At 64.3% G+C, this 21,897-nt stretch carries 17 protein-coding genes; 13 read left to right on the forward strand and 4 right to left on the reverse strand.

Annotated features, from left to right (window positions below; all coding sequences use genetic code 11):
* The first annotated feature begins 145 nt into the window (after positions 1-145).
* The 8 genes from CDV46_RS05480 (at position 146) to CDV46_RS05515 (ending at position 8,744) form a co-directional block, all read left to right on the forward strand.
* Positions 146-3,787, forward strand: a complete 3,642-nt coding sequence (locus CDV46_RS05480; protein ID WP_087721966.1) for a hydantoinase B/oxoprolinase family protein — start codon at positions 146-148, stop codon at positions 3,785-3,787.
* Between the two features lie 187 nt (positions 3,788-3,974).
* Positions 3,975-4,382 carry a hypothetical protein gene (locus CDV46_RS05485; RefSeq protein ID WP_087691103.1) on the forward strand — a complete coding sequence of 136 codons (408 nt, stop codon included), beginning with the start codon at positions 3,975-3,977 and terminating at the stop codon, positions 4,380-4,382.
* A gap of 14 nt (positions 4,383-4,396) precedes the next feature.
* Positions 4,397-4,939, forward strand: a complete 543-nt coding sequence (locus CDV46_RS05490; RefSeq protein ID WP_140413299.1) for a hypothetical protein — start codon at positions 4,397-4,399, stop codon at positions 4,937-4,939.
* Positions 4,940-4,969: 30 nt separating this feature from the next.
* On the forward strand, positions 4,970-5,584 hold the full coding sequence (locus CDV46_RS05495; RefSeq protein WP_087721968.1) for a hypothetical protein: 615 nt from the start codon (positions 4,970-4,972) through the stop codon (positions 5,582-5,584).
* Positions 5,581-6,096, forward strand: a complete 516-nt coding sequence (locus CDV46_RS05500; RefSeq protein ID WP_087721969.1) for a tetratricopeptide repeat protein — start codon at positions 5,581-5,583, stop codon at positions 6,094-6,096. Before CDV46_RS05495 ends, CDV46_RS05500 begins: the two co-directional genes overlap by 4 nt.
* Complete coding sequence (gene sctE, locus CDV46_RS05505; RefSeq protein ID WP_176399010.1) at positions 6,093-7,592, forward strand: type III secretion system translocon subunit SctE; 1,500 nt, start codon at positions 6,093-6,095, stop codon at positions 7,590-7,592. The genes CDV46_RS05500 and sctE overlap by 4 nt, the downstream gene beginning before the upstream one ends.
* A gap of 65 nt (positions 7,593-7,657) precedes the next feature.
* Complete coding sequence (locus CDV46_RS05510) at positions 7,658-8,296, forward strand: hypothetical protein (protein WP_087721971.1); 639 nt, start codon at positions 7,658-7,660, stop codon at positions 8,294-8,296.
* Positions 8,297-8,300: 4 nt separating this feature from the next.
* The gene (locus CDV46_RS05515; protein WP_140413300.1) at positions 8,301-8,744 is read left to right on the forward strand and encodes a hypothetical protein; all 444 of its coding nucleotides are present in this window, start codon (positions 8,301-8,303) and stop codon (positions 8,742-8,744) included.
* Here CDV46_RS05515 and CDV46_RS05520 read toward each other — a convergent pair.
* Together CDV46_RS05520 and CDV46_RS05525 are read right to left on the reverse strand one after the other, a co-directional pair.
* The gene (locus CDV46_RS05520; RefSeq protein WP_087721973.1) at positions 8,712-9,917 is read right to left on the reverse strand and encodes a methyl-accepting chemotaxis protein; all 1,206 of its coding nucleotides are present in this window, start codon (positions 9,915-9,917) and stop codon (positions 8,712-8,714) included. The two genes, CDV46_RS05515 and CDV46_RS05520, sit on opposite strands and share 33 nt — an antisense overlap.
* A 125-nt stretch (positions 9,918-10,042) precedes the next feature.
* A complete protein-coding gene (locus CDV46_RS05525; RefSeq protein ID WP_087721974.1) occupies positions 10,043-11,509 on the reverse strand; it encodes an SLC13 family permease in 1,467 nt (488 codons plus the stop codon).
* A 184-nt stretch (positions 11,510-11,693) separates the two neighbouring features.
* Between CDV46_RS05525 and CDV46_RS05530 the strand changes: the two genes are divergently transcribed.
* Both CDV46_RS05530 and CDV46_RS05535 read left to right on the forward strand, forming a co-directional pair.
* Positions 11,694-12,506: a helix-turn-helix domain-containing protein gene (locus CDV46_RS05530; RefSeq protein WP_087691120.1), complete on the forward strand. Its 813-nt coding sequence runs from the start codon at positions 11,694-11,696 to the stop codon at positions 12,504-12,506.
* The gene (locus CDV46_RS05535) at positions 12,503-12,859 is read left to right on the forward strand and encodes a GIY-YIG nuclease family protein (protein WP_254915929.1); all 357 of its coding nucleotides are present in this window, start codon (positions 12,503-12,505) and stop codon (positions 12,857-12,859) included. Before CDV46_RS05530 ends, CDV46_RS05535 begins: the two co-directional genes overlap by 4 nt.
* Here the strand turns inward: CDV46_RS05535 and CDV46_RS05540 are convergent.
* Positions 12,831-14,192, reverse strand: a complete 1,362-nt coding sequence (locus CDV46_RS05540) for a serine hydrolase domain-containing protein (RefSeq protein ID WP_087721975.1) — start codon at positions 14,190-14,192, stop codon at positions 12,831-12,833. The two genes, CDV46_RS05535 and CDV46_RS05540, sit on opposite strands and share 29 nt — an antisense overlap.
* A gap of 526 nt (positions 14,193-14,718) precedes the next feature.
* On the opposite strand from CDV46_RS05540, the gene mprF reads away from it, so the two are divergent.
* The 3 genes from mprF to CDV46_RS05555 all read left to right on the forward strand — a co-directional run bounded on the left by mprF (position 14,719) and on the right by CDV46_RS05555 (position 20,651).
* On the forward strand, positions 14,719-17,295 hold the full coding sequence (gene mprF / locus CDV46_RS05545) for a bifunctional lysylphosphatidylglycerol flippase/synthetase MprF (protein WP_254915938.1): 2,577 nt from the start codon (positions 14,719-14,721) through the stop codon (positions 17,293-17,295).
* A gap of 65 nt (positions 17,296-17,360) precedes the next feature.
* Complete coding sequence (locus CDV46_RS05550) at positions 17,361-19,130, forward strand: virulence factor family protein (RefSeq protein ID WP_176399011.1); 1,770 nt, start codon at positions 17,361-17,363, stop codon at positions 19,128-19,130.
* A 213-nt stretch (positions 19,131-19,343) separates the two neighbouring features.
* Positions 19,344-20,651, forward strand: coding sequence for a solute carrier family 23 protein (locus tag CDV46_RS05555; RefSeq protein ID WP_087691126.1), 1,308 nt, complete (start codon positions 19,344-19,346; stop codon positions 20,649-20,651).
* A 96-nt stretch (positions 20,652-20,747) separates the two neighbouring features.
* Here the strand turns inward: CDV46_RS05555 and CDV46_RS05560 are convergent, their stop codons facing one another.
* A complete protein-coding gene (locus tag CDV46_RS05560; protein WP_087721977.1) occupies positions 20,748-21,683 on the reverse strand; it encodes a LysR substrate-binding domain-containing protein in 936 nt (311 codons plus the stop codon).
* Positions 21,684-21,897: the final 214 nt, after the last annotated feature.

Consider the following 21,897-nt stretch of genomic DNA (forward strand, 5'->3'; position numbering starts at 1 on the left):
CTGCCGCGCCTGAACACATTCCCCTGATCGCACCATTCTGTGCAGCCCCGTGGCGATGGCCATGCGGGCCTGCATGGGAGACGTGCGCTCTGTGAAATTGTGAAATCGGTCTTTCCTGTTTGACCATTGCTTTGCGAGTGACCCCATGACGAACGCTCTCACGCCTGCTACCCAACACAACGTCGCCACCGACCCGCGCTGGCAGTTCTGGATTGATCGTGGCGGCACCTTCACCGATATCGTTGCGCGCCGTCCCGACGGCTCGCTCGTGACGCACAAACTGCTTTCGGAAAACCCGGAACAATATCGCGACGCCGCCGTTGCCGGCATCCGTCACCTGCTCGGTCTGTCGACTGGCGAACCGATTACGCCCGCACAAGTCGAGATGGTGAAGATGGGGACCACTGTTGCCACCAACGCACTGCTCGAGCGCAAAGGCGAAGCGCTGGCGCTGGTTACGACGCAGGGTTTTCGCGACGCGTTGCGCATCGCTTATCAAAATCGTCCGCGGTTGTTCGATCTGGATATCGCGCTGCCCGAAGCGTTGTATGCGGAAGTGGTGGAAGTCGATGAGCGCGTTGGCGCGCAAGGTGAAGTGGTGCGGGAGCTGGATCTCACTGCGGCACGTACTGCGCTGGCGGCCGTGTATGCGAAGGGCGTGCGTGCGCTGGCCATCGTGTTGATGCACGGCTATCGCTATCAAGCGCATGAGAAAGCACTGGCGACGCTCGCCCGCGAGCTGGGTTTCACACAGGTGTCGGTGTCGCACGAAGTTTCACCGTTGATGAAGCTGGTGTCGCGCGGTGACACGACGGTGGTCGATGCGTATCTCTCACCGATTCTGCGTCGCTACGTCGAGCAGGTCGCGCAGGAGATGCCGGGCGTGAATCTGCAATTCATGCAGAGCAGCGGCGGCTTGACGCGTGCCGACAATTTTCAAGGCAAGGACGCGATCCTGTCCGGCCCGGCGGGCGGCATCGTCGGCATGGTGCGCGCGTCGAGTGCTGCGGGCTTTGATCGCGTCATCGGCTTCGATATGGGCGGCACGTCTACCGACGTGTCGCATTACAACGGCGAGTTCGAGCGCGTGTTCGAGACGCAAGTCGCCGGTGTGCGCATGCGCGCACCGATGATGAGTATTCACACGGTGGCAGCCGGTGGCGGCTCGGTGCTGTCGTTCGACGGCACGCGTCTGCGCGTGGGGCCAGATTCGGCGGGCGCCAATCCGGGGCCGGCCGCATATCGTCGCGGCGGACCGCTGACGGTGACCGACTGCAACGTCATGCTGGGCAAGATTCAGCCTGCGCATTTCCCGAAGGTGTTCGGCCCGCATGCGAATGAAGCGCTTGATCGTGAGGTTGTGGTCGAGAAGTTCACCGCGATGGCGAAGGAGATAGCGCAGGCCACCGGTCGCCGCCAGACACCTGAGGCACTCGCCGAAGGCTTCCTCGAGATCGCCATTGGCAGTATGGCCAACGCCATCAAGAAAATTTCCGTGCAACGCGGTCACGACGTAAGCCGCTATGTGCTGACGACGTTCGGTGGTGCGGGCGGTCAACATGCGTGCGGCGTGGCCGACGCGCTGGGCATGACGCAGGTGTTTGCGCATCCGCTGGCCGGTGTTCTGTCGGCGTATGGCATGGGTCTCGCCGATCAGACGGCGATGCGCGAGCGCATGATCGAAGCGCCGCTTTCCGTCGACGGTCTGCAAGCACTGGAAGACGCACTCGGTGCGCTCGCCGACGAAGCGGCGAACAGTCTGCTCGCGCAGGGTGTCCCGCCGTCGCGCATTGAAACCGTGCGTCGCGTGCATGTGCGCTATGCAGGTACGGACTCGGCCATCGCCGTCCCGTTTGGCGATGTCGAACAAATGCGCGCCGCCTTCGAAGCGGCTTATCGTCAGCGCTATTCGTTCCTGATGGATGGCGCGGCGCTGATTGTCGAAGTGGCGTCGGTCGAAGCGATCGGTCACTCGGACGCCCCTGTCGATATCACGCCGCTGGCGGCTCGCACTACCGGTGCACCGCAACCGATCGATCAGGTGAAGCACTACGCGGGTGGCGCGTGGTGCGATGCGGCGCTGTTCGCACGCGATACGTTGCTCGCTGGTGACACCATCGATGGACCCGCTATCGTCGCCGAGAAGAGCGGTACGACGGTGGTCGAGCCGGGGTGGCAGGCGCAGATGAGCGCGCAGGGCAACCTGATTCTGACGCGCGTGGTGCCGCGTGAGTCGCAACGCGGTCTGGGCACGCAGGCCGACCCGGTGCGATTGGAAATCTTCAATAACCTGTTCATGTCGATCGCCGAGCAGATGGGGCTGCGGCTGCAAAACACGGCCTACTCGGTGAACATCAAGGAGCGCCTCGACTTCTCGTGCGCGCTCTTCGACCGGGAAGGCAACCTGATTGCCAACGCGCCGCACATGCCCGTGCATTTGGGGTCGATGGGCGAGAGCATTCGCACGGTGATCGAACGCAATCGCGGCGCGATGCGTGACGGCGACGTCTTCATGCTTAACGATCCGTATCACGGCGGCACGCATTTGCCGGACGTCACGGTGATCACGCCGGTGTTCATGGCGGGCGAGGGCGAGCCGTTGTTCTACGTGGGCTCGCGTGGCCACCATGCCGACATCGGCGGTATTACGCCCGGGTCGATGCCGCCGGACTCGACGCATGTCGAAGAAGAGGGCGTGCTGATCGACAACTGGCAACTGGTGGCCGCCGGCGTGCTGCGTGATCGCGAAACGCGCGGGCTGCTCGCTGGCGCACGTTACCCCGCGCGCAACATCGATCAGAACATGGCGGACCTGCGCGCGCAGGTTGCAGCCAACCAGAAAGGCGTGGATGAACTGCGCCGCATGGTGAACGAGTTCGGCCGCGACGTGGTGTTCGCGTATATGGGGCACGTGCAGGACAACGCCGAAGCGGCGGTGCGCCGAGTGATTGGCGCGCTCGCCGACGGGCATTATCGTTATCCGCTCGATAACGGCGCGGTGATCGACGTCACGATTCGCGTCGATGCCGCAACGCACAGCGCGACCATCGACTTCACGGGAACATCGGACCAGTTGCCGAACAACTTCAACGCGCCGCGTGCGGTGTGTATGGCGGCGGTGCTGTACGTGTTCCGTACGCTGGTTGACGACGACATTCCGCTCAATGCAGGCTGCCTGAAACCGCTGACCGTGATCGTGCCGCGCGGGTCGATGCTCAACCCGGCGTATCCGGCGGCGGTGGTCTCGGGCAACGTGGAAACGTCGTCGGCCATCACCAACGCGTTGTACGGGGCGCTGGGCCGTGTGGCGTCGAGTCAGGGCACGATGAACAACTTCACCTTCGGCAACGAGACGTATCAGTACTACGAGACCATCGCCGGTGGCAGCGGTGCAGGCGACGGTTTCAACGGCTCGGACGCCGTGCAGACCCATATGACGAACTCGAGACTGACAGACCCAGAAGTGCTTGAGTGGCGCTATCCGGTGCGGCTGGAAAGCCACCGTATTCGCGCAGGCTCGGGGGGGACAGGACGTTGGCACGGCGGCAACGGCGCTGTGCGGCGCATTCGCTTCCTTACGCAGATGACGGCATCGATCCTGTCGAACAATCGCGTGCACGCACCGTTCGGTGCGCAGGGCGGCGAGGTCGGCGCGCTGGGCGCAAATTACGTGGAGCGCTCGGACGGCACCCGCGAAGCGCTGGGCCACATTGGCCGCACGCAAATGCAACCGGGCGACATTTTCGTGGTGGAAACGCCGGGCGGTGGCGGGTTTGGTGTGCGCTGATCGCGGGGTCTGCGCGAGAGTCGTCACCGTGCAATGCGGTGAACATGACACGCGTGACATGGGAAAGCACTGAAGCCTATCCGCTTCCCGGAAGCAAAGTCGCAGTTTGAGAAGTCACGTCAGTGACGCCTCCGTACGATGCACGTGTTGTTTCTAACAGCACCAATCTACGTACGGAGGCACTTCAATGTCCGAGTCATCGCAGGTCCCCCAAACGCCACCGCTCTCGTCTGCCGAGAGTGGTTCGGCGTCGCAGGACGATGTCATTCGCCAGTACGAGCGCGCCTGCGCCGAGATGCAACTGGCGGGTCGCAAGCTGCATCGTCACATGCAGGAATATCAGACGATGCTCGACGAGGTCGCTCGTCTCGAAGCGGCCAACACCCCCGAAGCCCGCGAAAAACTTCAGCGACTTTCTGCGCTGGTCGAAAGCGTGGCCTTTCAACGTGACGAACGTGAGATTCAGCGCATGAGCGGTGCGCTGGCGCATGCCATCGAAAAGTTGAAAGCCGATGCCCCCGAAACGCTGCCTGTGCAATCGAAGCAACCTGTGCGTCAGTCGGCGAAGCGCGTGCCGTCTGCGCCGCGCGCCTGAACCGGGAGGCAACGATGTGGAGCGCTATTCCCCGAGTGTCCGGCACGCGTCTTGAAGACGGGCTTGCCGTGATGTCAAAAATCTCGGCGTATGAAATCGCAGATATGCAGATCGACGATGCCGACGGCAATTTGCTGAAGGCGGTGATTCTGCGGGCGCGGGACCAATTGATCGAAGTGCATGCGCACTCGATGTCGGCGTTGCCGCTGCTGATTGCCAGACTTGATGCGGCACGCAGCGCGCGTGATTACGCAAAGGTCTGCGACGGCTTGCTGGCGAGCGCCACACAAACGCAATCGTTGCCGCCGGCGCTGCGTGAATTTGCCACCCGGCACGATCTGATCTCTGCCGAAGCGGCATCGGCACCGTTCGATGCGCCAGCGCTGCGACGCCTGAAAGCGGACCTCGAAGCGGTGTCGTTCGCCGGGGGCGCCGCAACGCAGGATCAAGTCGAGGTCAAGCGGTTGCTCATGTTCTACGAGACCACGCTATCGCTGGCCAACGGCACCCAGACACGTCTGCGCGAGACGTTGAAGTCAATCACGCAAAACATCTGAAGTTCATCTCTTACCTAAGGAAATAAATCAATGGCTACGCCTATCTCAAATCCGAGCTTCATCTCCGAGTCAAAAATCAAGCGCGACCTGCGCGGTTACGAAGGCGCGGGCGAAAAAGTGAAGCTCGACTTTCACGGCCTGCTGGCGCAATACGGCACGATGATGATGGAAGCCGGCGCCGAAGACGCGAACTACAAGATTCAGGAAATGAAGAAGCGTCAGGCACAAGGCCGAGAAGCCCGCGAAGCGGCCAATCAGATCGAGAAGCTGATCAACGATGTCGGCTCGGATAACGCGAAGAAGGTGAAGATCGGTGCCGGTATCCGGGGGTTCTTCGAAAAGTACGACATAGAGATCACGACGAGTGACGACGGCACAAAAAAAACGATCACCAAGTGGGAAGGCCGCACGGAGAAGGGCACCCAGCCGTCCGGTGGCCATGGCGATTACAACGCCGCACATCTGCGCGCGTTGAAGGCGGCTGCCGAAGGTTTCGGCGAACAAGCCTCCGACAGCCGCACCGTCGATCAGATCGAAATCAACAAGACACTTCAGCAGTACAACGGCGCATCGACGCTGGTGAACACGATTATCAGTTCGCAAGGCTCGCAGCTCAATCAGATCAACGGATCGTTGCGCACGTGAGCGGCATCGCACCCGGGGCGGCGTCGCGATCGGAGCCTGCGGCAGAAGACGCCGAGGCGATCTTTGCGAGGTTTTTCGAGCAAGGCGGCGCGCTGCGCATGCTCGCGGATCTTGATGAGGCCGATATCGCTCGTGTGCGTGCCCATGCGTGTCGGCGCTTCACGGAAGGAAAAGTCGCCGCCGCCCAGCGGGTGTATTTCGTGCTGACCACGTTGGATCAGTGGTCGTTCGATGACTGGTTCGGCTTGGGACTTTGCTATCAGCGTCTCGGTCAGCACGAGCAGGCGTTGCCGTGTTTTGCGAAGGCCGGGGTGATCCGCGCGTCGGACCCTCGCGCCCCTTATCTTGCCGGGCTCAGTTATGAGCGCGCCGGCAATCGGGAGTTCGCCATCAAGGCATATCGCGCCGCGCTCCGGTTGTGTGCTGCTGAACCTCAACATGCAACGCTCGCCCGCTCGGCGAGCGCGAGATGCGAAGCCCTCGACATTCCTCTACGACAGGAGACAACATGATTCCGATTTATTCGGTAGGGGCCGGCATCGCCCCGTTGCGGACGACGGACGTCCACGATGTCCCTGCCGCCGATACCGCACCCGCTAATGCGCAGGCGGATGCGGCGCGCAAGCGCCGCGAGCATGACAAATGGCTCACGTCGGATGACTTCGCGCCCGACATGCCGGACGACGTTGACGCGAAAGAAGCGGACGGCGCGTTCGCCCGGTTGTTGCAGAAGCTTTTCTCGATCAGCAGCGGTCTGGCAGCGGATGCCCTCCGCCCGCAGGGCCATCACGGTGCGCAAGACCTTGCCGCGTTGGAGCAACTCGATCCATCGACCATGGCCATGATGGCCTCGATGATCACGATGGAAGCGCTGGGCGATACGGCGAAATCGACGCAACGCGCGCTTGAGCTGCTCGCCGAGCGTCAGGACAAGTTGCGCCAGGAAGATATCCAGAAGTTTCGCGAGCAGATGGACAAGGCCACCGAAGATGCCAACAAGGCGCGCAAGGGCGGCGTCTTCGGGGCCGTGTTCGACTGGATTGTGGCCGCGGTCGAGACGGTCGTGGGTGCCGTCAAAGTGGTGACGGGCGTCTTGACGATGAACCCGTTGCTGATTGCGGGCGGTGTCGCCGATCTTGGCGCGGGCATCGCGGGTCTCGGTGCTGCGTTCCACAAAACGATGGCGCTGGTCGATCCCAAGAACGCGGGCTACCACGAGCAGCAGGCCGAGAAGTGGGGCAAAGCGCAGATGGCGTTTCAGATCATCGGCGCCGTGGTGGGCTTCGGTACGTCGCTCAAAGGGGTGCTTGCCGCGCGCACGGTGACGAAGACAGCGGGCCGCGTGTTCAAGGGCGCTGCGGGCGAGTCGCTCGAACAGGCGGTCAAGGCGGGCGACAAGGCAGCCATCGATACGATCAAGAAGCGCGTGTCGTCCGAAGTCAGCTTCGTGATCCGTGACCAGATCGGCAAGCGCGTTGGCAAATCGCTGCTGCAAAGCGGCACGCGCACCTCGCGTGCGCTGGCCAAGGCGGGTTTCAATCGGATGGCGGAGACATTTGCACAACAGATGACCGAGCAGATGGTCGAGCGGACGTTCAAGAAAGTCGTCAAGGCGGCGACCAAACAGGTCGCGAAGGGCAAGGCCGTCACGGCGAAAAGTCTGAGTAACTCATTCAGTTCGCAATTGCGTCTGGAAGTGGGGCGGGCGGCGTTGCGCGGTTCGTGGTCGCTATCGGGCGCGGTGCGCAGCACGCTGGTCGGTGCCAACGCTGTCGGTCAGAACGTGATCGGCATGCAACGCGCGAAGCTGAACTTCGAAGCGAGAAATCTCGGCGTCGACATGATGTGGCTGCAAACGCTCATGGACATGACAGGGGACGACAAGAAACGCAATGCAAAGCGCATGGAGACGCTGATCGAGCAACAGGCCGACGTTGCGACGTCCGCTAGCCAGATGGTGCAGCAAACGGGCGCAACGCGGATTCGCATCGCGGCGTCCATGGCGTGAATTCGCACCGCTTTTGAATCATCGGGCGTGGCAGATGCCACGCCATTCTTATGATGGAGTTTGATATGACGCTTCGCACCTCCTCGATGTCACCGGCAGCCTCGGTTCAGCGCGACACCGCGCTCGAAGACGAGCGCCCGCCGGTACCGTCGTCCCTCAGAGACAAACCGGATGGTCTTGCACTGCTGCGCATGCTGCACAAGCTCTTCGTCACGATGCGCACGGAAGAGCGCAACGTCGATCAGTCGTTCCGCACCCGTCACGATGTGATCGTGTTCGAGAGGGCACAAACCGCGCGGCAGGAGAAATACAACGCCAACAAGAAGCACTACAGCTCGGGGATGTCGTCAGCGGGCGGCGGTCTGGGTGCCGGTCTCTTTTCGCTGGTCGGAGGCGCCGGTGGCGCGGTGGCCGGTTTCAAGGGCATGGGGGATATCGCACGCATCGGCAGCGATATTACGAACGGTATGGGCACGACGATCAAACACGGCATTGATTTCAAAGCCAACAACGAGTCGTTTGCAGGACGCGATAACGATGTGCTTGGCGAGTTCGAAACCTCGCTGACCGACGAGACCCGCCGTTCCAACGATCGGCTGCGTCAGCGTATCGAGGCGAGCAGCGCAGACATTCGCGAGAAGTCTCAGGCAATGCTCAGTATGTGGGGGCAGCAGGTCGTCAAAATGTACGAGTCCATTCGGTAACCCAATGAGAACTTGCGAGCGCGCTGTTGCGGCATTCTTCCGGACCCATCGCTTTTCAGCCAACGTCGAAGTCTGCGAGCGCACGCGAGTCGAGGTGGGGCATCGTGTCGACGACGGTGTGCTGTCGCTCTGTCATCGCCTGGATAAGGTGGCCGCCGGGACCGTGCTGACGGTCACCGATTTCAGGCTCGGGCCGGAGGCCACCACCAGCGAACTCGTGGTGCGTCGTTTCTGTCGACTGATCCGGATGTTGCTGCGCACGGTACCGCATGTGACCTACGTGCGCGGCATGATCCTGCCCGGTGTGAGCGATGCGCATCGGCGCGACACGCGCCAGCGGCTCGCCGCCGTCCTTGAACGCGAAGGGGCGTTCTGGCGCGAGGAGGACGGCGACCGTTGGCTGGTATTTTGTCGCTCAGGCAGCGAGCCAGCGCTGGGCCTGCGTTGAAGTCTCAATCTCGGACACTACCGCGTTCGACGCATCATGCGCGGGCGATGCCGGCACCGGCGAAGCAGACAGCACCCCTTTGGTGCGTATGTCCCGCAATGCAGCGTCGTCGTCCCATTGCTGCACCACGCCGTACCATCCCAATCCCTCATAAGTCTCGTAGCCCGGCGTGAGCGCATAGCCGACGAGGCCATCCTCGTCTGCCTCTCCCGCATCCCCGGCGTGATAGAAACCGGTCGATGCCGACACGCCGTCGCGCGGTCTGCGCAGACTGAAGCGCTCCAGCAATATCCCCTCGCCATCGCTCGACGCCAACACACGATGCTCCGCATCGAGCAGCAGGCATCGCGTACGCGCGCGTTCGTCAGGCAGCAGCGGGACCCCTTGCACGACGGCCTTCGCCTGCGGTGCCCAATCGAAGAAGATCCCCAGCGCGCCGAGCGGCGCGCCATGCGTTTCGCCCGCCTCTCGAATCGCCGTTGCATAGGTCGCGACTTCGGCGTTGTGCAGGAGCTTTGCGCGACGCACGTCGAACGCGGCATAGTCGGCACCGCTCGGGGTGTTCATCGCCTTGAGAAACCACGGGTGGCGCGAGGCATCAGACCCGATCACGCCGGGATAGCGATCAGGGCGGCCGTTGGCAACGATACGTCCGTCGGCATCCGCCACCCAGAGATCGAGATACACCGTGTAACTGTCGAGAATCACGCCAAGGCGTCGGCACGCATGGCGCGCCGCTTCAGGCGATGGCTCGCTCAGAACATCGACGAGGGCCGCGTCGGTGGCCCACCAGCGCACGTCGCATGAGCGCTCGTAGAGGTTGCGGTCGATGATCTCGATCATGTGATGCGCAAGGTCGGCCAGACGCTGCCCGCGATGCTGTTCCAACTGACCGATCATGCTGTCGCCCAGCGCCGATAGCTCGGTTAGCGAGCCGGCCAGCTCAGTCGTCAGATCCCCGGCAATCGTCGTGATGCGCTCGGAGACATGTTTCACTTCGTTGGCGACGACGGCGAATCCCCGTCCCGCGTCGCCCGCACGAGCGGCTTCGATGAGCGCATTGAGCGCGAGGTACTTGGTCTCCCGGGTGATGTGGGCGATGGTTGCGATCTTGTCGTCGGCAATGTTCTTAACGCTGTGGGCCAACTCGACGATTCTCTCCGGTGCTGCCATGAACGATCTCCCAAACGTGCGCTGCGTTGTGGTGTCACACGGACTACACGAGATGTCATGCAAGCCTCGTGCCAACGCAGCCCTTCGCACGTTATGGATATTCAGGAGTCACGACGATTCAGGGTTCAGGGCAGCATGCCGAGCACGCGCCACCAGAGGTAATCGAGCGGGAACAGCAGCACCAGCGTGATGACGGTCATGACGACGGTCAGCCGCGTGCCGTCGCGCATGGTGGCGCCCCCGAGATGCATGGCGATCATCATCGGCGGGCTCTGGTACGGCAGCAGTGCTGTGGAGAACACCGGCACCTGCAACATCAGCACGGTGTAGAGCGGCAGGCCACTGGCGGTAGAGAGTTGTCCGGCAAGCGGTGTGAGTACCGCCGGCAGCCCCGGTAACGTGGCCACCAGGCCGATGGCCGCACCGATGGCGATCAACCACGCGGCATTGATGACCGGCGTGCCCGGCACCATGCCGACGGCGTCGAGACATAACCGTGCAAGTTTTTCCCCCAGACCGGTGTCTGCCACGACCGCGCCCATGCCGAGAAAGCCCGCCACGTAGATCAACGGCGTGATGTGCATCTGCTCGGTGAAGGTCTTCGGCGTGACGATGTGAATGGCAGGCAGCAAGCAGATGATGGCCGCAGCGACAGAGATCCACGCGGGCGAGATGCCGTGCCATGCGTCGGTGGCGAAGCCGGCAAGCGCCAGCGCCAGCAAGACCGACAAGCGCCGCGCATCGGTCGACAGCGGCGGTGCGACGGCGTCCTTCGTGTTCTCGAGCGGACCGTTATCGGGAAAGAGGCGACAGATCACCCACACCAGAATCACGGCCTTGAGCGCGCCGAGCACCGGGAAGTGCAGCAAGAGATACGGCGCGTAGTGCAGCTTCACACCGTAGAACGAGTCGGCCGCGCCCATCAACACGCTGTTGGGAATGTTAGCGGGCAGGATCGTCGTGGGGGGCATGTAGCTGGCGGCCGCGACGGTCATGACGAGCCCCGTGCGGCCACGTCGTCCCTCCGTGAGTCCGATGCGATCGGCGAGTGCCAGCACGATGGGGATGAGCAACAAGATGCGGCCGGTCGTGGAAGGCATCACGAACGCGAGGCCCACGCACGCGACCATCACAGACGCGACATAGCGCGGGTATGTCGGGCGCTTGAGCGCGAAGAGCGTCGCGGCGAGTTTCGTGCCGAGGCCGGTCGTGCGCACGGCAATGCCGGTGACGGCGCCGCCGAACACCAGCCACCACGCTGCCGAGTGGAAGCCCGCGAAGATGACTTCGGGCTTCGCGACGTGCAGCAACACCGCCAGCAGAAAGAACGTCAGCGTGGTGATCGGCTCGGGGAACAGCCCGAACGCCCATGCGCCGATGGTGAACAGCACGAGCACGGCCGCCTGCGCGGCGGTCGGCGTCAGACCCAGCATGGTGCTGCCGTGGCTGGCGGCCCACAGCGCGAGCGCCAGCAGGATATAGACGCCGTAGCCGGAGAGGGCGCGGGCCTGCGCTTTCAGGCGATCGCGGCGAAGGGTTTCCGCAGGACGGGACGGGGTGACGGGCGAGTGTTGCGGCGAAGCATCGGTCATGGCGCTTGTCGTTTTGATGATGGGCCAGAGAATCGGTGTTGCTCGGTGTTGCTCGGTGTTGCTCGGTATTGCTAGGTATTGCCGCCCGCGATGGCACAGTGGCTTGCGTCGGCGCGGGCATGCCGTATCCTAGCGACTCATCGGGGGCTACGTCACCCCGATCCGGACAAATACCAACGCGAATATGCCACGCCCCCCGCGCGCCTCAGCGGCGCGCCCGAACTTCTTCCCGATGCCGCGCACCGCGCCGAGCGCCGACGTGCCGGTCATCGCGCATCTGCGCACGCCGCCCGCTGACGCACTCATCGAATCGCATCGCCACCCGTGGGGACAGTTGATCTTTCCGCTGCGTGGCGGCCTGCGCATTAACGCAGGCAACACCAGTCTGATCGCCCCGATCTTTCGCGCGGCGTGGGTGCCGGCGGAAATGCTGCATGAAGTGGCGGCACTGGGCGTCGCCGAGTTCTATGCGTTGTATCTGTGGCCCGAAGCGTCGCCGCTACCGGCTGACCGGTGCGTGGTGATCGAAGCATCGCCGCTGATGCGCGATCTGGCGGCAGCGCTGGCAGGCGATATGCCAGTGACGGATCGCCGCCATGGGTTGATCACGTCTTTACTGCTTGAAGAGTTGCGCGTCGCGCCGCCCGTCTCGCTCGATTTGCAGATGCCGACCGACCGGCGCTTGCGGCTGCTGTGTGACGCGTTGATGGAACAACCCGATGACGATCGGTCGTTGGCGCAATGGGCATCGGAAGTGGGGGCCTCGGAGCGCACACTCGCGCGCTTGTTCAGCACGGAACTCGGGACGAGTTTCGGCACGTGGCGGCAGCAGGTGAGACTGGCGCGGGCTGTCGACTGGATTGCGCGCGGCGTGCCGGTGGCAAGCGTTGCGGCACGTCTGGGTTATGCGAACCCGGCTGCGTTCTCGGCCATGTTCCGGCGCGCGTTGGGCGTGTCGCCGCGCGAATTCACGCGTGAGGGGAAGACGAAGGCATGACCGGCACACCCTCCCCCAAACCGTGGTTTCTCTATTTGCTCGAGTGCGCGGGCGGGCGCATCTACACCGGTATCACGGTCGATGTTCAGGCGCGCTACGCCGCACACGTGGCGGGTAAAGGGGCGCGCTTCACACGCGCCCACCCGCCGTCGGGCATTTTGTTGTCGATGGATTTTGCGGACCGCTCCGCAGCGTCGCGCGCAGAGTATCGGGTGAAGCAGTTGAGTGCGACGCAAAAGCGCGCGCTGATTGCGGGGACGCTGGTCGTGGATTTCGGCGTGAGCGATGCAGCGGCGCCGCCGAAGACACCGCGCCGCCGCAAAGTCACGGCACCAGACGCGCCTGTCGAATGATCTTGCGCACGTCGCGCTGAATCGCGCCGAATTGCCCGCGCGGCGGAATCGGCGAGACCACCAGCGCCCAGCTATCTCCCGGCACCGTCTTTTCGACCACCGTGTAGTAGGTGGACTGCGTGCGGAAGAAGTCGGCGATGCCGTCGTGACTGATCCGGTAACTGCGATCTCCCGAACCGGGCACGAGAAACACGCCCAGCGTGTAGAAGATGTCGCGATCCGGATTGATTGGCCCGGCCTGCTTGTCGAGCAGCATCGCGCGCAGTGTCTTCTCGGTCAGCAGACTCGGACGGCGAATGTCGAACACGCGCCACACCTTGAGCAGTGCCGAGGTCGACATCTGCCAGCCCGCGAACGGCGCCAGAAGCCGCCAGCTTTCAGGCAGCGTTGCGTCGGCAATGCCGAGCGGGCCAAAGATGTTCTTCTCGCAGAAATCTTTGTAGTCGGTGCCCGACACGGCTTCGATCACCATCCCGAGCAATAGATACGAGACGTTCGAATAGACGAAGTCGGTCTTGCCCGTGGAGTGACCGGCGTCGCCCGCATCGAGATAGTTGAAGAAGTCAGAGCTGCCGCCCACACGACGAATCGCCAGCCCGCTATACAACCCGTTGACGGGGTCGTTGTAGCCATTGGTCGCGAGACCGGCGCGATGCGCCAGCAGACGCCGCACGCTCAGGTCGCGAAGGCTCGGGTCGAGCGGTTTGCCGTGTTCCTTGGAATAGGCGTCGAGCAGCTCGCCCAGCTTGGCGTCGAGCGAGAGCTTGCCCTGCTGCACGAGCAGCGCGATGCCGATGGCGGTGACCGATTTCGACAGACTGGCCACCGGCAGCATCCGCGAGGCGTCGTCGCCCGGCGTGGCCGCTTCGAGCGGCGCGCCGCCATCGGTTTCCGAGCGCAGCCAGACGTGCGACAGGTTGTAGCGCTCTTTGAGTTGCGCCACGCCCTGCGTGATGGTCGACTGCCCGATCGGCACGGCCGGTGTAATGGGCACCGAGCCACCGGTCGAGGGCAGTGCAACGACAGCGCCTGCTCCACTGGAGGCACTGTTGGCACTGTTGGCACTGCTGGCGGTTGTTGCCGCCGCTGAATTGTTCTGCGCAAGCGCATTGACTGCCGTCAGCAGGGTCGCCGCGCCAATCAGCGCGGCCGCCACCAGACCCCGGAAGGACTGGCGCGGTTTCACATCGGTCGTATCGCCAACATCGGCAACACGCGTCAAACGCGCGCCGATACGCGATACGCCGCACAACACGTCGCGCGACATGCAACGCAACGCCTCATGCGTGGTCAAACGTGCCCCTGCCGCCCGGCGGTGCCGAACGACGTACATTGTTAATTCCCCCCGCGCACGATCCGATGGACATCAACTCAACTCTCTTCGGAGTCGGAATGGTTCGGGGTGCGCACTTGCCGCTTTGCGGCGCTCTTCAATGTTGATCGAAGTCTAGAAAAACTTCGTGTAAATACCTAGCAAAAGGCCAGCATTTTACATTAAGTTGCACATATCGCCAAAAATCACCCATAGCCAAACGCAATCGCAGCCGCCCAGCCCCGAAGACTCGGGCGCGGCGGCCGACGCGTAGTCGCTATTGCACGCCGAGAACTCTCTCGTCTCGCGAGACAACCTCCGCAAATGCCCGTCTGATAAGGCTTTGCGGCTTACCGAGTCGATCTGTCAGCGCCACACCGACAAGACCTGTCACGTTTCGCGGTGTAATCTATCGGCTACTGGCTCCGACTCGCCCACAGGCCCTAGGGGCGGCGTCTGATGGCGTCGTACCGGCCGAAGGATCGACCGATACATGACTGAACCTACTCGCGCGCGCCCGAGCCGGCCCGCCGATTCTGCTGCTGTAATGGCGCTACCCGAACGATGGCGCTGGGTGCGCCAGTTGCCGTGGAGCGCCGCACGCCCTTGGCTGATCACGGCCGGGGTCGTCCTGCTCGGACTCTTCGTCTTCGACGCGCTGCATCACATGCTGCGTCACGTGCACTACGACGACGTTATCGCCGCGATTCACAACACCCCTGTGACACGGCTCGTGCTTGCCATGCTGGCAACCCTCGCGAGCTACGCGGCACTCACCGGTTACGACATCTCCGGCCTGCGGTTCGCGGGCGCGACCGTCAAGCGCTCGACGGTCATGCTCACGTCGTTCATCGCCTATGCGCTGGGGAATTCCGTCGGGCTGGGCGTACTGACCGGCGGCACCGTGCGCATGCGCATGTATGCGGCGGCCGGCGTCGATGCTTCGAAGGTCGCGCAGGCCGTCGCCTTCAACGCGGGTGCGTTCGGTTTAGGTATGACGGTCTTCGGTTCGCTGGGGATGTTGTGGGGCGCGTCGCGCGTCTCTGCGCTGGTGCCGGTGCCCGCGTGGATGTTGCAGTTAGCGGCCCTGTTGCTGCTCGCCGGGTCGGGCTGGTTCCTCGCGTTGTGCGCGCGCAAGCGCACGGTGGCGCTCTTCGGCCGCTGGGATATCCCGCTGCCGCCGCTGCGTCTCGCGTTGCGCCAACTCCTGATCTCTGCCGCCGATCTCGGCATGGCCGCTGCGGCGCTGTGGTGCCTGTTGCCCGCCGGGGTGGTGGATCTACCCACGTTTGTGGTCTTCTACGCCATCGCTATGGCGCTGGGTGTGCTCAGCCACGTCCCGGGCGGCGTGGGCGTGTTCGAGGCGGTGATTCTGCTCGCCACCAACGGACATGCGCCGGTGAGTCAGGTGGCCGGGGCACTGGTGCTCTATCGCGGCATCTACTATCTGCTGCCGCTCATGCTCGCGGCCTGCCTGCTGGCGTGGTTCGAATTCCGGCAAAGTCCGGCCGCCCCCATCGGGCGTGCGGCCGTGCGGCTCTTCCCCGGCGTATTGGCGGCGCTCACGCTCGTGGCCGGCGTCATGTTGCTGATTTCCGGCGTGACGCCCGCCACGCGCGATGCCGAAGACTTCCTGCGCCAGCACGTGCCGTTGTTTCTCGTCGAGGTTTCGCACCTGCTGGGCAGCGTGGCCGGGCTGGCGATGCTGTTTCTCGCGCGTGGCCTGCTGCATCGGCTGGACGCCGCGTGGTGGGGCTCGCTCGGCCTGACGATTGTGGCGGCAGTACTCGCGATTCCGAAAGGCATCGCGTTGTCGGAGTGCTTCGTGCTGGCCGTGCTGGCGACGTTGCTGCTGGTCTCGCGCAAACAATTCGACCGGCGCTCGTCGCTCTTCACGCAGACGTTCGAACCGGGCTGGATCATCGCGGTGCTCTCGGTACTCGGCGCGTGTACATGGCTGATGTTCATGTCGTACCGGCGCGTGGGTTACGCGAATCAACTCTGGTGGCAATTCACGTTCGATGGCGATGCGCCGCGCTCGATGCGGGCGCTGATGGTGGTCGCCGTCATCGGACTGGGCCTGTCGCTGTGGCAATTGCTGCGTCAGTCGGCCGGGGCGATGGTGCCTGCGAGTGAAGAAGAGTTGGCGCGTGCGAGGGCGGTGATTCAGAAGCAGCCGGCCGCCGACGCCTGCCTCGCGCTCATGGGCGACAAGAGCTTCCTGTTCTCGCCGTCGGGCAACGCTTTCATCATGTATGCGAAGCATCGGCGCTCGTGGGTGTCGCTCGCCGACCCGGTGGGAGACCAGAAGGAATGGCCGGAGTTGATCTGGCGCTTCATCGAACTGGCGGACTCGCACGGCGGGCGTGCGGCGTTTTACAAGACACGTCCGCAGGCGCTGCCGCTCTATATCGATGCGGGATTGCGTGCGTACAAGCTGGGCGAGGAGGCGTTCGTGTCGTTGCCCGAGTTCGGTCTGCAAGGCTCGCGCCGCGCGAATTTGCGACACGGCGTGGCACGCGGCGAGCGCGAAGGGCTCTCGCTGGAAATCGTTGCCCCCGCCGATGTGCCGCCACATTTGCCTGAGATGCGAGCGGTTTCCGACGCGTGGCTCGCGCGACAGCACACCCGTGAGAAGGCCTTCTCGTTGGGGGCGTTCACCGACGCCTACGTGGCACGGCAACCGGTGGCGCTCGTGCGGCGCGAAGGGCGGCTGGTCGCGTTTGCGACGTTGATGTGTCCGGACGTGCAGCGCATCGAGGCGAGCATCGACCTGATGCGTCAGGTGCCGGATGCGCCCGCCGGCACGATGGACTTTCTGTTCGCCAATCTGATGCTGCACTTCAAGGCGCAGGGCTATCAGCGCTTCGGGCTCGGCATGGCGCCGATGTCGGGCATGGTGACGCACCAGCTCGCGCCGCGTTGGCATCGCTTCGGACGAATGATGTTTGCGCACGGGGCGCGGTTCTACAACTTCCGTGGTCTGCGCAGCTTCAAGGACAAATTCGATCCGCAATGGGAGGCGCGCTATCTGATGACGCCGGGCGGACTCGCGCCGATGCTCACGCTCGCCGACGTGGCGGCGCTTGTCGGGGGCGGCTGGAAGGGGATGATTACGAAATGACGGATCGGACAGATCGAATGGACCGAAAGGATCGAACGGATTGCTCGCAACGGAAACACCGCGCAATGGCGACGGCAGGGATGAAGACGGGCGGCGGACGTGGTGTTTGGCTGGCTGCGGCATTGTTTCTGCCGCTGACCGTGAGCGCCGTGAGCGGTTTGGCAAACGCACAGACGCCGGCGCAATCGGCGCAATCGGCTCCATCGCCCCAATCGTCGCAGACAGTCACGCATGCCGATCTCGCGTCCGCCGCGTCTGCCCGCTCGGCGGAACAGGCTGCGAAGGCGCGCAACGTACTCAAGCCTGCCCCGAAGGCGGGCCCGGTCGCCGTGCCGCCATCGCTCGCCTCCAGCGTCACCGCGCCTGTCATGGCACCCGCTGCGGCTGCGGCGGCCGGTGCTGCGGCGTCACGCGGCGCCGCCACGGAAGTCATCTCGCATGGCCGGTTCGAAAACGTGCCGGTCTTCCGGCCGGCGGGCGAGCCGAATGCCACGGTGCTGTTCCTTTCGGATGACGACGGCTGGACGCCGCGTGCCGAGCGCATGGCGCGCGCGCTCGTCGACACCGGGGCCATCGTGGCAGGCATCGACACGGCCCGGCTGATGGCGAACTTCACCAAGGATGACGGCGCGTGTGTCTTCCCGTCGGGCGATCTGGATAACTTCGGCCGCTTTCTCGAAGCCTACGAAAAGCTGCCCGGCTACACACCGCCGATTCTTGTGGGCGATGGCGTCGGCGGGACGTTCGCTTACGCGATGCTCGCGCAGGCCAAGAGCGAAACCTTCTCCGGTGCGCTCTCGGTCGACTTCTGCCCGGTACTGCCGATGGCCAAGCCGCTGTGTCAGGGCGAGGGCGTGCATTTCGGACGCGGCATCACGCATACCGCCGGCGGCGCGCCGATGCGTCTGCTGCCGGCCCCCGCGCTGGGGGCGCCGTGGCTGGCCATGAGCGGCCCGGCGGGGAGTCCGGTCGCGCGTGCGCCGCGTTGTTCGGATCGTCTCGCCCAAGGCTTTGTCGCGCGTGCCTCGAACGCCAGTTGGGTCGTGGGCGGTCTGGCGGGCAGTCTCGGCAGTCAGGGTGACGGTGCCGACGCCTCACCGGGCGGGAACACGCCGGTGCTGGCCGACTGGGCCACGCAATACAAGAACGCGTTCAAGCGGCTCAATGCACATCACGTGGCGGGGACGGTGCGCCCGCCCGCCGCAGTGGCCGATCTGCCGGTGATCGAAGTCGCCGCGACGGGCAAGCCCGCGGCCAACATGGCCGATGCGTTCGCGATTCTGCTGTCGGGCGATGGCGGCTGGGCCGGGCTGGATCGCGATGTTGCCGGGGCGCTCGCCGCGCACGGCCTGCCGGTGGTCGGCATCGACTCGCTGCGCTACTTCTGGTCGGCGCGCACACCCGCCTCGGGCGCGCTCGATATCGACCGGCTGGTGCGCTTCTATCAGACACGCTGGAACAAGAAGCGCGTGATTCTCATCGGTTATTCGCAAGGGGCGGATGTGCTGCCGTTCATGGTCAACCGCATGCCACCGGTCAGCAAGGAGCGCGTGGCGCTGCTCGTGCTGATGGGGCTGGGGCAGAAGGCCGACTTCGAATTCCGCATGACCAACTGGGTGATGTCCAGCCAGAACGGCCTGCCGATCCGCCCGGAGGTCGAACGCCTGCCCGATGGCTTGGCGATGTGCGTGTACGGCGCCGACGAGGACGACAGCAATTGCCCCGGCCTCGACCCCAAGCGTGTGCAGATCGTCAAAATGCCGGGGGGGCACCACTTCGACGGCAATTACACGCGGCTGGCCGATCTGATTCTCGAAGGCGTCGGCAAGCACTGAGCGCCCGTCACACACGGCGGCGGCATTCCGGATGCCGCCGCCTGCATCGCTGCTCAGCCCGCCACTCAGCCCGCTGCTCAGCTCGTCGCTTACCCCGCCGTTGTATCCCCGCCCGCGCCGCTTTTTCTCGCCTTGCCTTCCGGTCTGGCGCTCCGTACACTGCCGCCAGTTTCATTGGCCCACCTTGCGCACGACACACAGGAGAAGATCGATATGGCAGAGGGTTATTTCCCCAAATGGCAGCAACGGGACACGGCGTCCGGACGCGTCATCGCGCCCGACGAACGCCTGCCTTGGCCGCAGACCATCGCCATGGGCGTCCAGCACGTGGTCGCCATGTTCGGCTCGACCGTGCTGGCCCCGTTGCTCATGGGCTTCGATCCGAACCTCGCCATCTTCATGTCGGGCATCGGCACCTTGCTGTTCTTCGTGCTCGTCGGCGGGCGCGTGCCCAGCTACCTCGGGTCGAGCTTCGCGTTCATCGGCCTCGTCATCTCGGTGACGGGCTATGCCGGCAGCGGGCCAAACCTGAATATTCCGGTCGCGCTGGGCGGCATCATCGCGTGCGGTGTGCTGTACGCCATCATCGGCCTGATCGTCATGGTGGTCGGCACTCGCTGGATCGAGGCGCTCATGCCCCCGGTGGTGACCGGTGCGGTCGTTGCCGTGATCGGCCTGAACCTCGCGCCGGTGGCGGTGAAGGGCGTCTCGGCCACCAGTTTCGACACGTGGATGGCCCTCGCGACGGTGCTGTGCGTCGGCCTCGTGGCCGTGTTTGCGCGCGGCATGGTGCAGCGGCTGCTGATTCTCGTCGGCCTGCTGCTCGCCTATGTGCTGTACGCGGTGCTCACCAACGGCATGGGGCTTGGCAAGCCGATCGACTTCTCGATCGTCGCCAATGCGGCCTGGTTCGGCCTGCCGCACTTTGCAGCGCCGGTGTTCAAGCCGGAAGCCATGGTGTTGCTGGCACCTATCGCCATCATTCTGGTCGCGGAAAACCTCGGTCACATCAAGGCCGTGAGCGCCATGACCGGTCAGAATCTGGACCGCTATATGGGCCGCGCCTTCCTCGGCGACGGTCTGGCGACGATCGTGTCGGGCAGCGTCGGCGGCACCGGGGTGACGACTTACGCCGAAAACATCGGCGTGATGGCGGTCACGAAGATCTACTCGACGGTGGTGTTTGCCGTGGCGGCGGTGATCGCGCTCGTGCTGGGGTTCTCGCCGAAGTTCGGTGCGGTGATCCAGACGATTCCGGGCCCGGTGCTCGGTGGTGTGTCGATTGTGGTGTTCGGCCTGATTACGGTGGCCGGCGCGCGCATCTGGGTGCAGAACAAGGTGGATTTCTCGGATAACCGCAACCTGATCGTGGCCGCAGTCACGCTGGTGCTCGGCGCCGGTGACTTCACGCTGAAGTTCGGCAACTTCTCGCTGGGCGGCATCGGTTGCGCGACGTTCGGCGCCATCATCCTGTACGCGCTGCTGCGTGGACGCGGTGTTTCGACGCCGGCGGCGATGTAAGCAGGCTTGGCAGGAAAGGCGCCGGGCGAGCCTTCTCCCGGCGTCAGACGAGCATTACACAAGCATCAAACGAGCATCAAACGAGCGGCACGGCAATTACGTCGTGCCGTTTTTGTTTGTGTCGTCGGTCGTGTCAGCCGAATGGGCGGCAGGCCCTTGCAGCCGGTCGAGCAACTGGCGGGCGTAGACGGGCAGGGCGTCGCGCTCGCGCACACACAGCACCAGCGTGCGCAGCGCCCACGCATCTGACAGCGGCACCATGCCGATGCCCAGCGTTGCCGCCGAGCGCCGGGCGGCGCTGAGCGGCACGATACCGAGCGCGGCACCCGCTGCGACGGCCCGGCACAAGCTGTCGAAGTCGCGCAGCCGCAGCCGGTAGCGCAACGGCCGCCCGGCACGCTTCGCGTGGCCGTCGAGATGCTCGGCCAAGGCGCTCTGCTCGGGCAGGCCGATGAATTCGGCGTCGAGAATGTCGATGAGGGCGACGTCGTCGCGTTGCGTCAGCGCATGGCCCGGTGGCGTGACGACCACCAGCCGGTCTTGCCGGAACGGCACGGTTTCAAGCCCGGTCAGCTCGATCCAGTCGGAGACGACGCCGATATCCGCCGCACCTTCCAGCACGGCCTGCACGACAGCGGGGCTGGTCTGTTCGCGCAGGGCAATTTCCACATTCGGATGCTCCGCGAGGAACGCGCCCAGCAGATCCGGCAGAAATTCGGACATGGCGACCGTGTTCGACGCAATGCGCACGTTGCCCTTGAGGCCCGCCGCGTATTCGCCGAGTTCGCCGCGCATCTGCTCGATCTGGGCCAGCACCCGGCGGGCGTGGGCGAGCAGGGCGCGCCCGGCCGGCGTGGGGATGACACCCTGACGGTGGCGCATGAACAGGGCGACCCCTAGCGTCTCTTCCAGCCCGCGAATGCGGGCGCTGGCGGAGGCGAGGGTCAGATGGGCGCGCTCGGCCCCGCCGGTAATGCTGCCGGCCTCGGCCACCAGCAGGCACAGGCGCAGGTCGGTCAGATCGAATCGCACGGAAAATGCCACCTGGGCGTCGGGAGAATGGCGTCAGTGTAGCGGCTAGGCCCGCGCTCGCGATAGCGCCGTGGGATGTCACCTGACTCGCGCAGGGGGCGCGTGGTAAACTACGCCCTTTCAAGACACGGCCGTACCCGCGACGGCCTCGCCCGCCAAGCCGCTAGACACATATAGTCAGCCGGCGGGTCGTCTTGCCGGCGTCTTCAGACGC

Source organism: Pandoraea sp. PE-S2T-3 (assembly GCF_002179965.1).
Lineage (GTDB): Bacteria > Pseudomonadota > Gammaproteobacteria > Burkholderiales > Burkholderiaceae > Pandoraea.

Coding starts and splice junctions, on each gene's coding strand:
- CDV46_RS05480 (WP_087721966.1), top strand. CDS start 146: ATGACGAACGCTCTCACGCCTGCTACCCAACACAACGTCGCCACCGAC.
- CDV46_RS05485 (WP_087691103.1), top strand. CDS start 3,975: ATGTCCGAGTCATCGCAGGTCCCCCAAACGCCACCGCTCTCGTCTGCC.
- CDV46_RS05490 (WP_140413299.1), top strand. CDS start 4,397: ATGTGGAGCGCTATTCCCCGAGTGTCCGGCACGCGTCTTGAAGACGGG.
- CDV46_RS05495 (WP_087721968.1), top strand. CDS start 4,970: ATGGCTACGCCTATCTCAAATCCGAGCTTCATCTCCGAGTCAAAAATC.
- sctE (WP_176399010.1), top strand. CDS start 6,093: ATGATTCCGATTTATTCGGTAGGGGCCGGCATCGCCCCGTTGCGGACG.
- CDV46_RS05510 (WP_087721971.1), top strand. CDS start 7,658: ATGACGCTTCGCACCTCCTCGATGTCACCGGCAGCCTCGGTTCAGCGC.
- CDV46_RS05515 (WP_140413300.1), top strand. CDS start 8,301: ATGAGAACTTGCGAGCGCGCTGTTGCGGCATTCTTCCGGACCCATCGC.
- CDV46_RS05520 (WP_087721973.1), bottom strand. CDS start 9,917: ATGGCAGCACCGGAGAGAATCGTCGAGTTGGCCCACAGCGTTAAGAAC.
- CDV46_RS05525 (WP_087721974.1), bottom strand. CDS start 11,509: ATGACCGATGCTTCGCCGCAACACTCGCCCGTCACCCCGTCCCGTCCT.
- CDV46_RS05530 (WP_087691120.1), top strand. CDS start 11,694: ATGCCACGCCCCCCGCGCGCCTCAGCGGCGCGCCCGAACTTCTTCCCG.
- CDV46_RS05535 (WP_254915929.1), top strand. CDS start 12,503: ATGACCGGCACACCCTCCCCCAAACCGTGGTTTCTCTATTTGCTCGAG.
- CDV46_RS05540 (WP_087721975.1), bottom strand. CDS start 14,192: ATGTACGTCGTTCGGCACCGCCGGGCGGCAGGGGCACGTTTGACCACG.
- mprF (WP_254915938.1), top strand. CDS start 14,719: ATGGCGCTACCCGAACGATGGCGCTGGGTGCGCCAGTTGCCGTGGAGC.
- CDV46_RS05550 (WP_176399011.1), top strand. CDS start 17,361: ATGGCGACGGCAGGGATGAAGACGGGCGGCGGACGTGGTGTTTGGCTG.
- CDV46_RS05555 (WP_087691126.1), top strand. CDS start 19,344: ATGGCAGAGGGTTATTTCCCCAAATGGCAGCAACGGGACACGGCGTCC.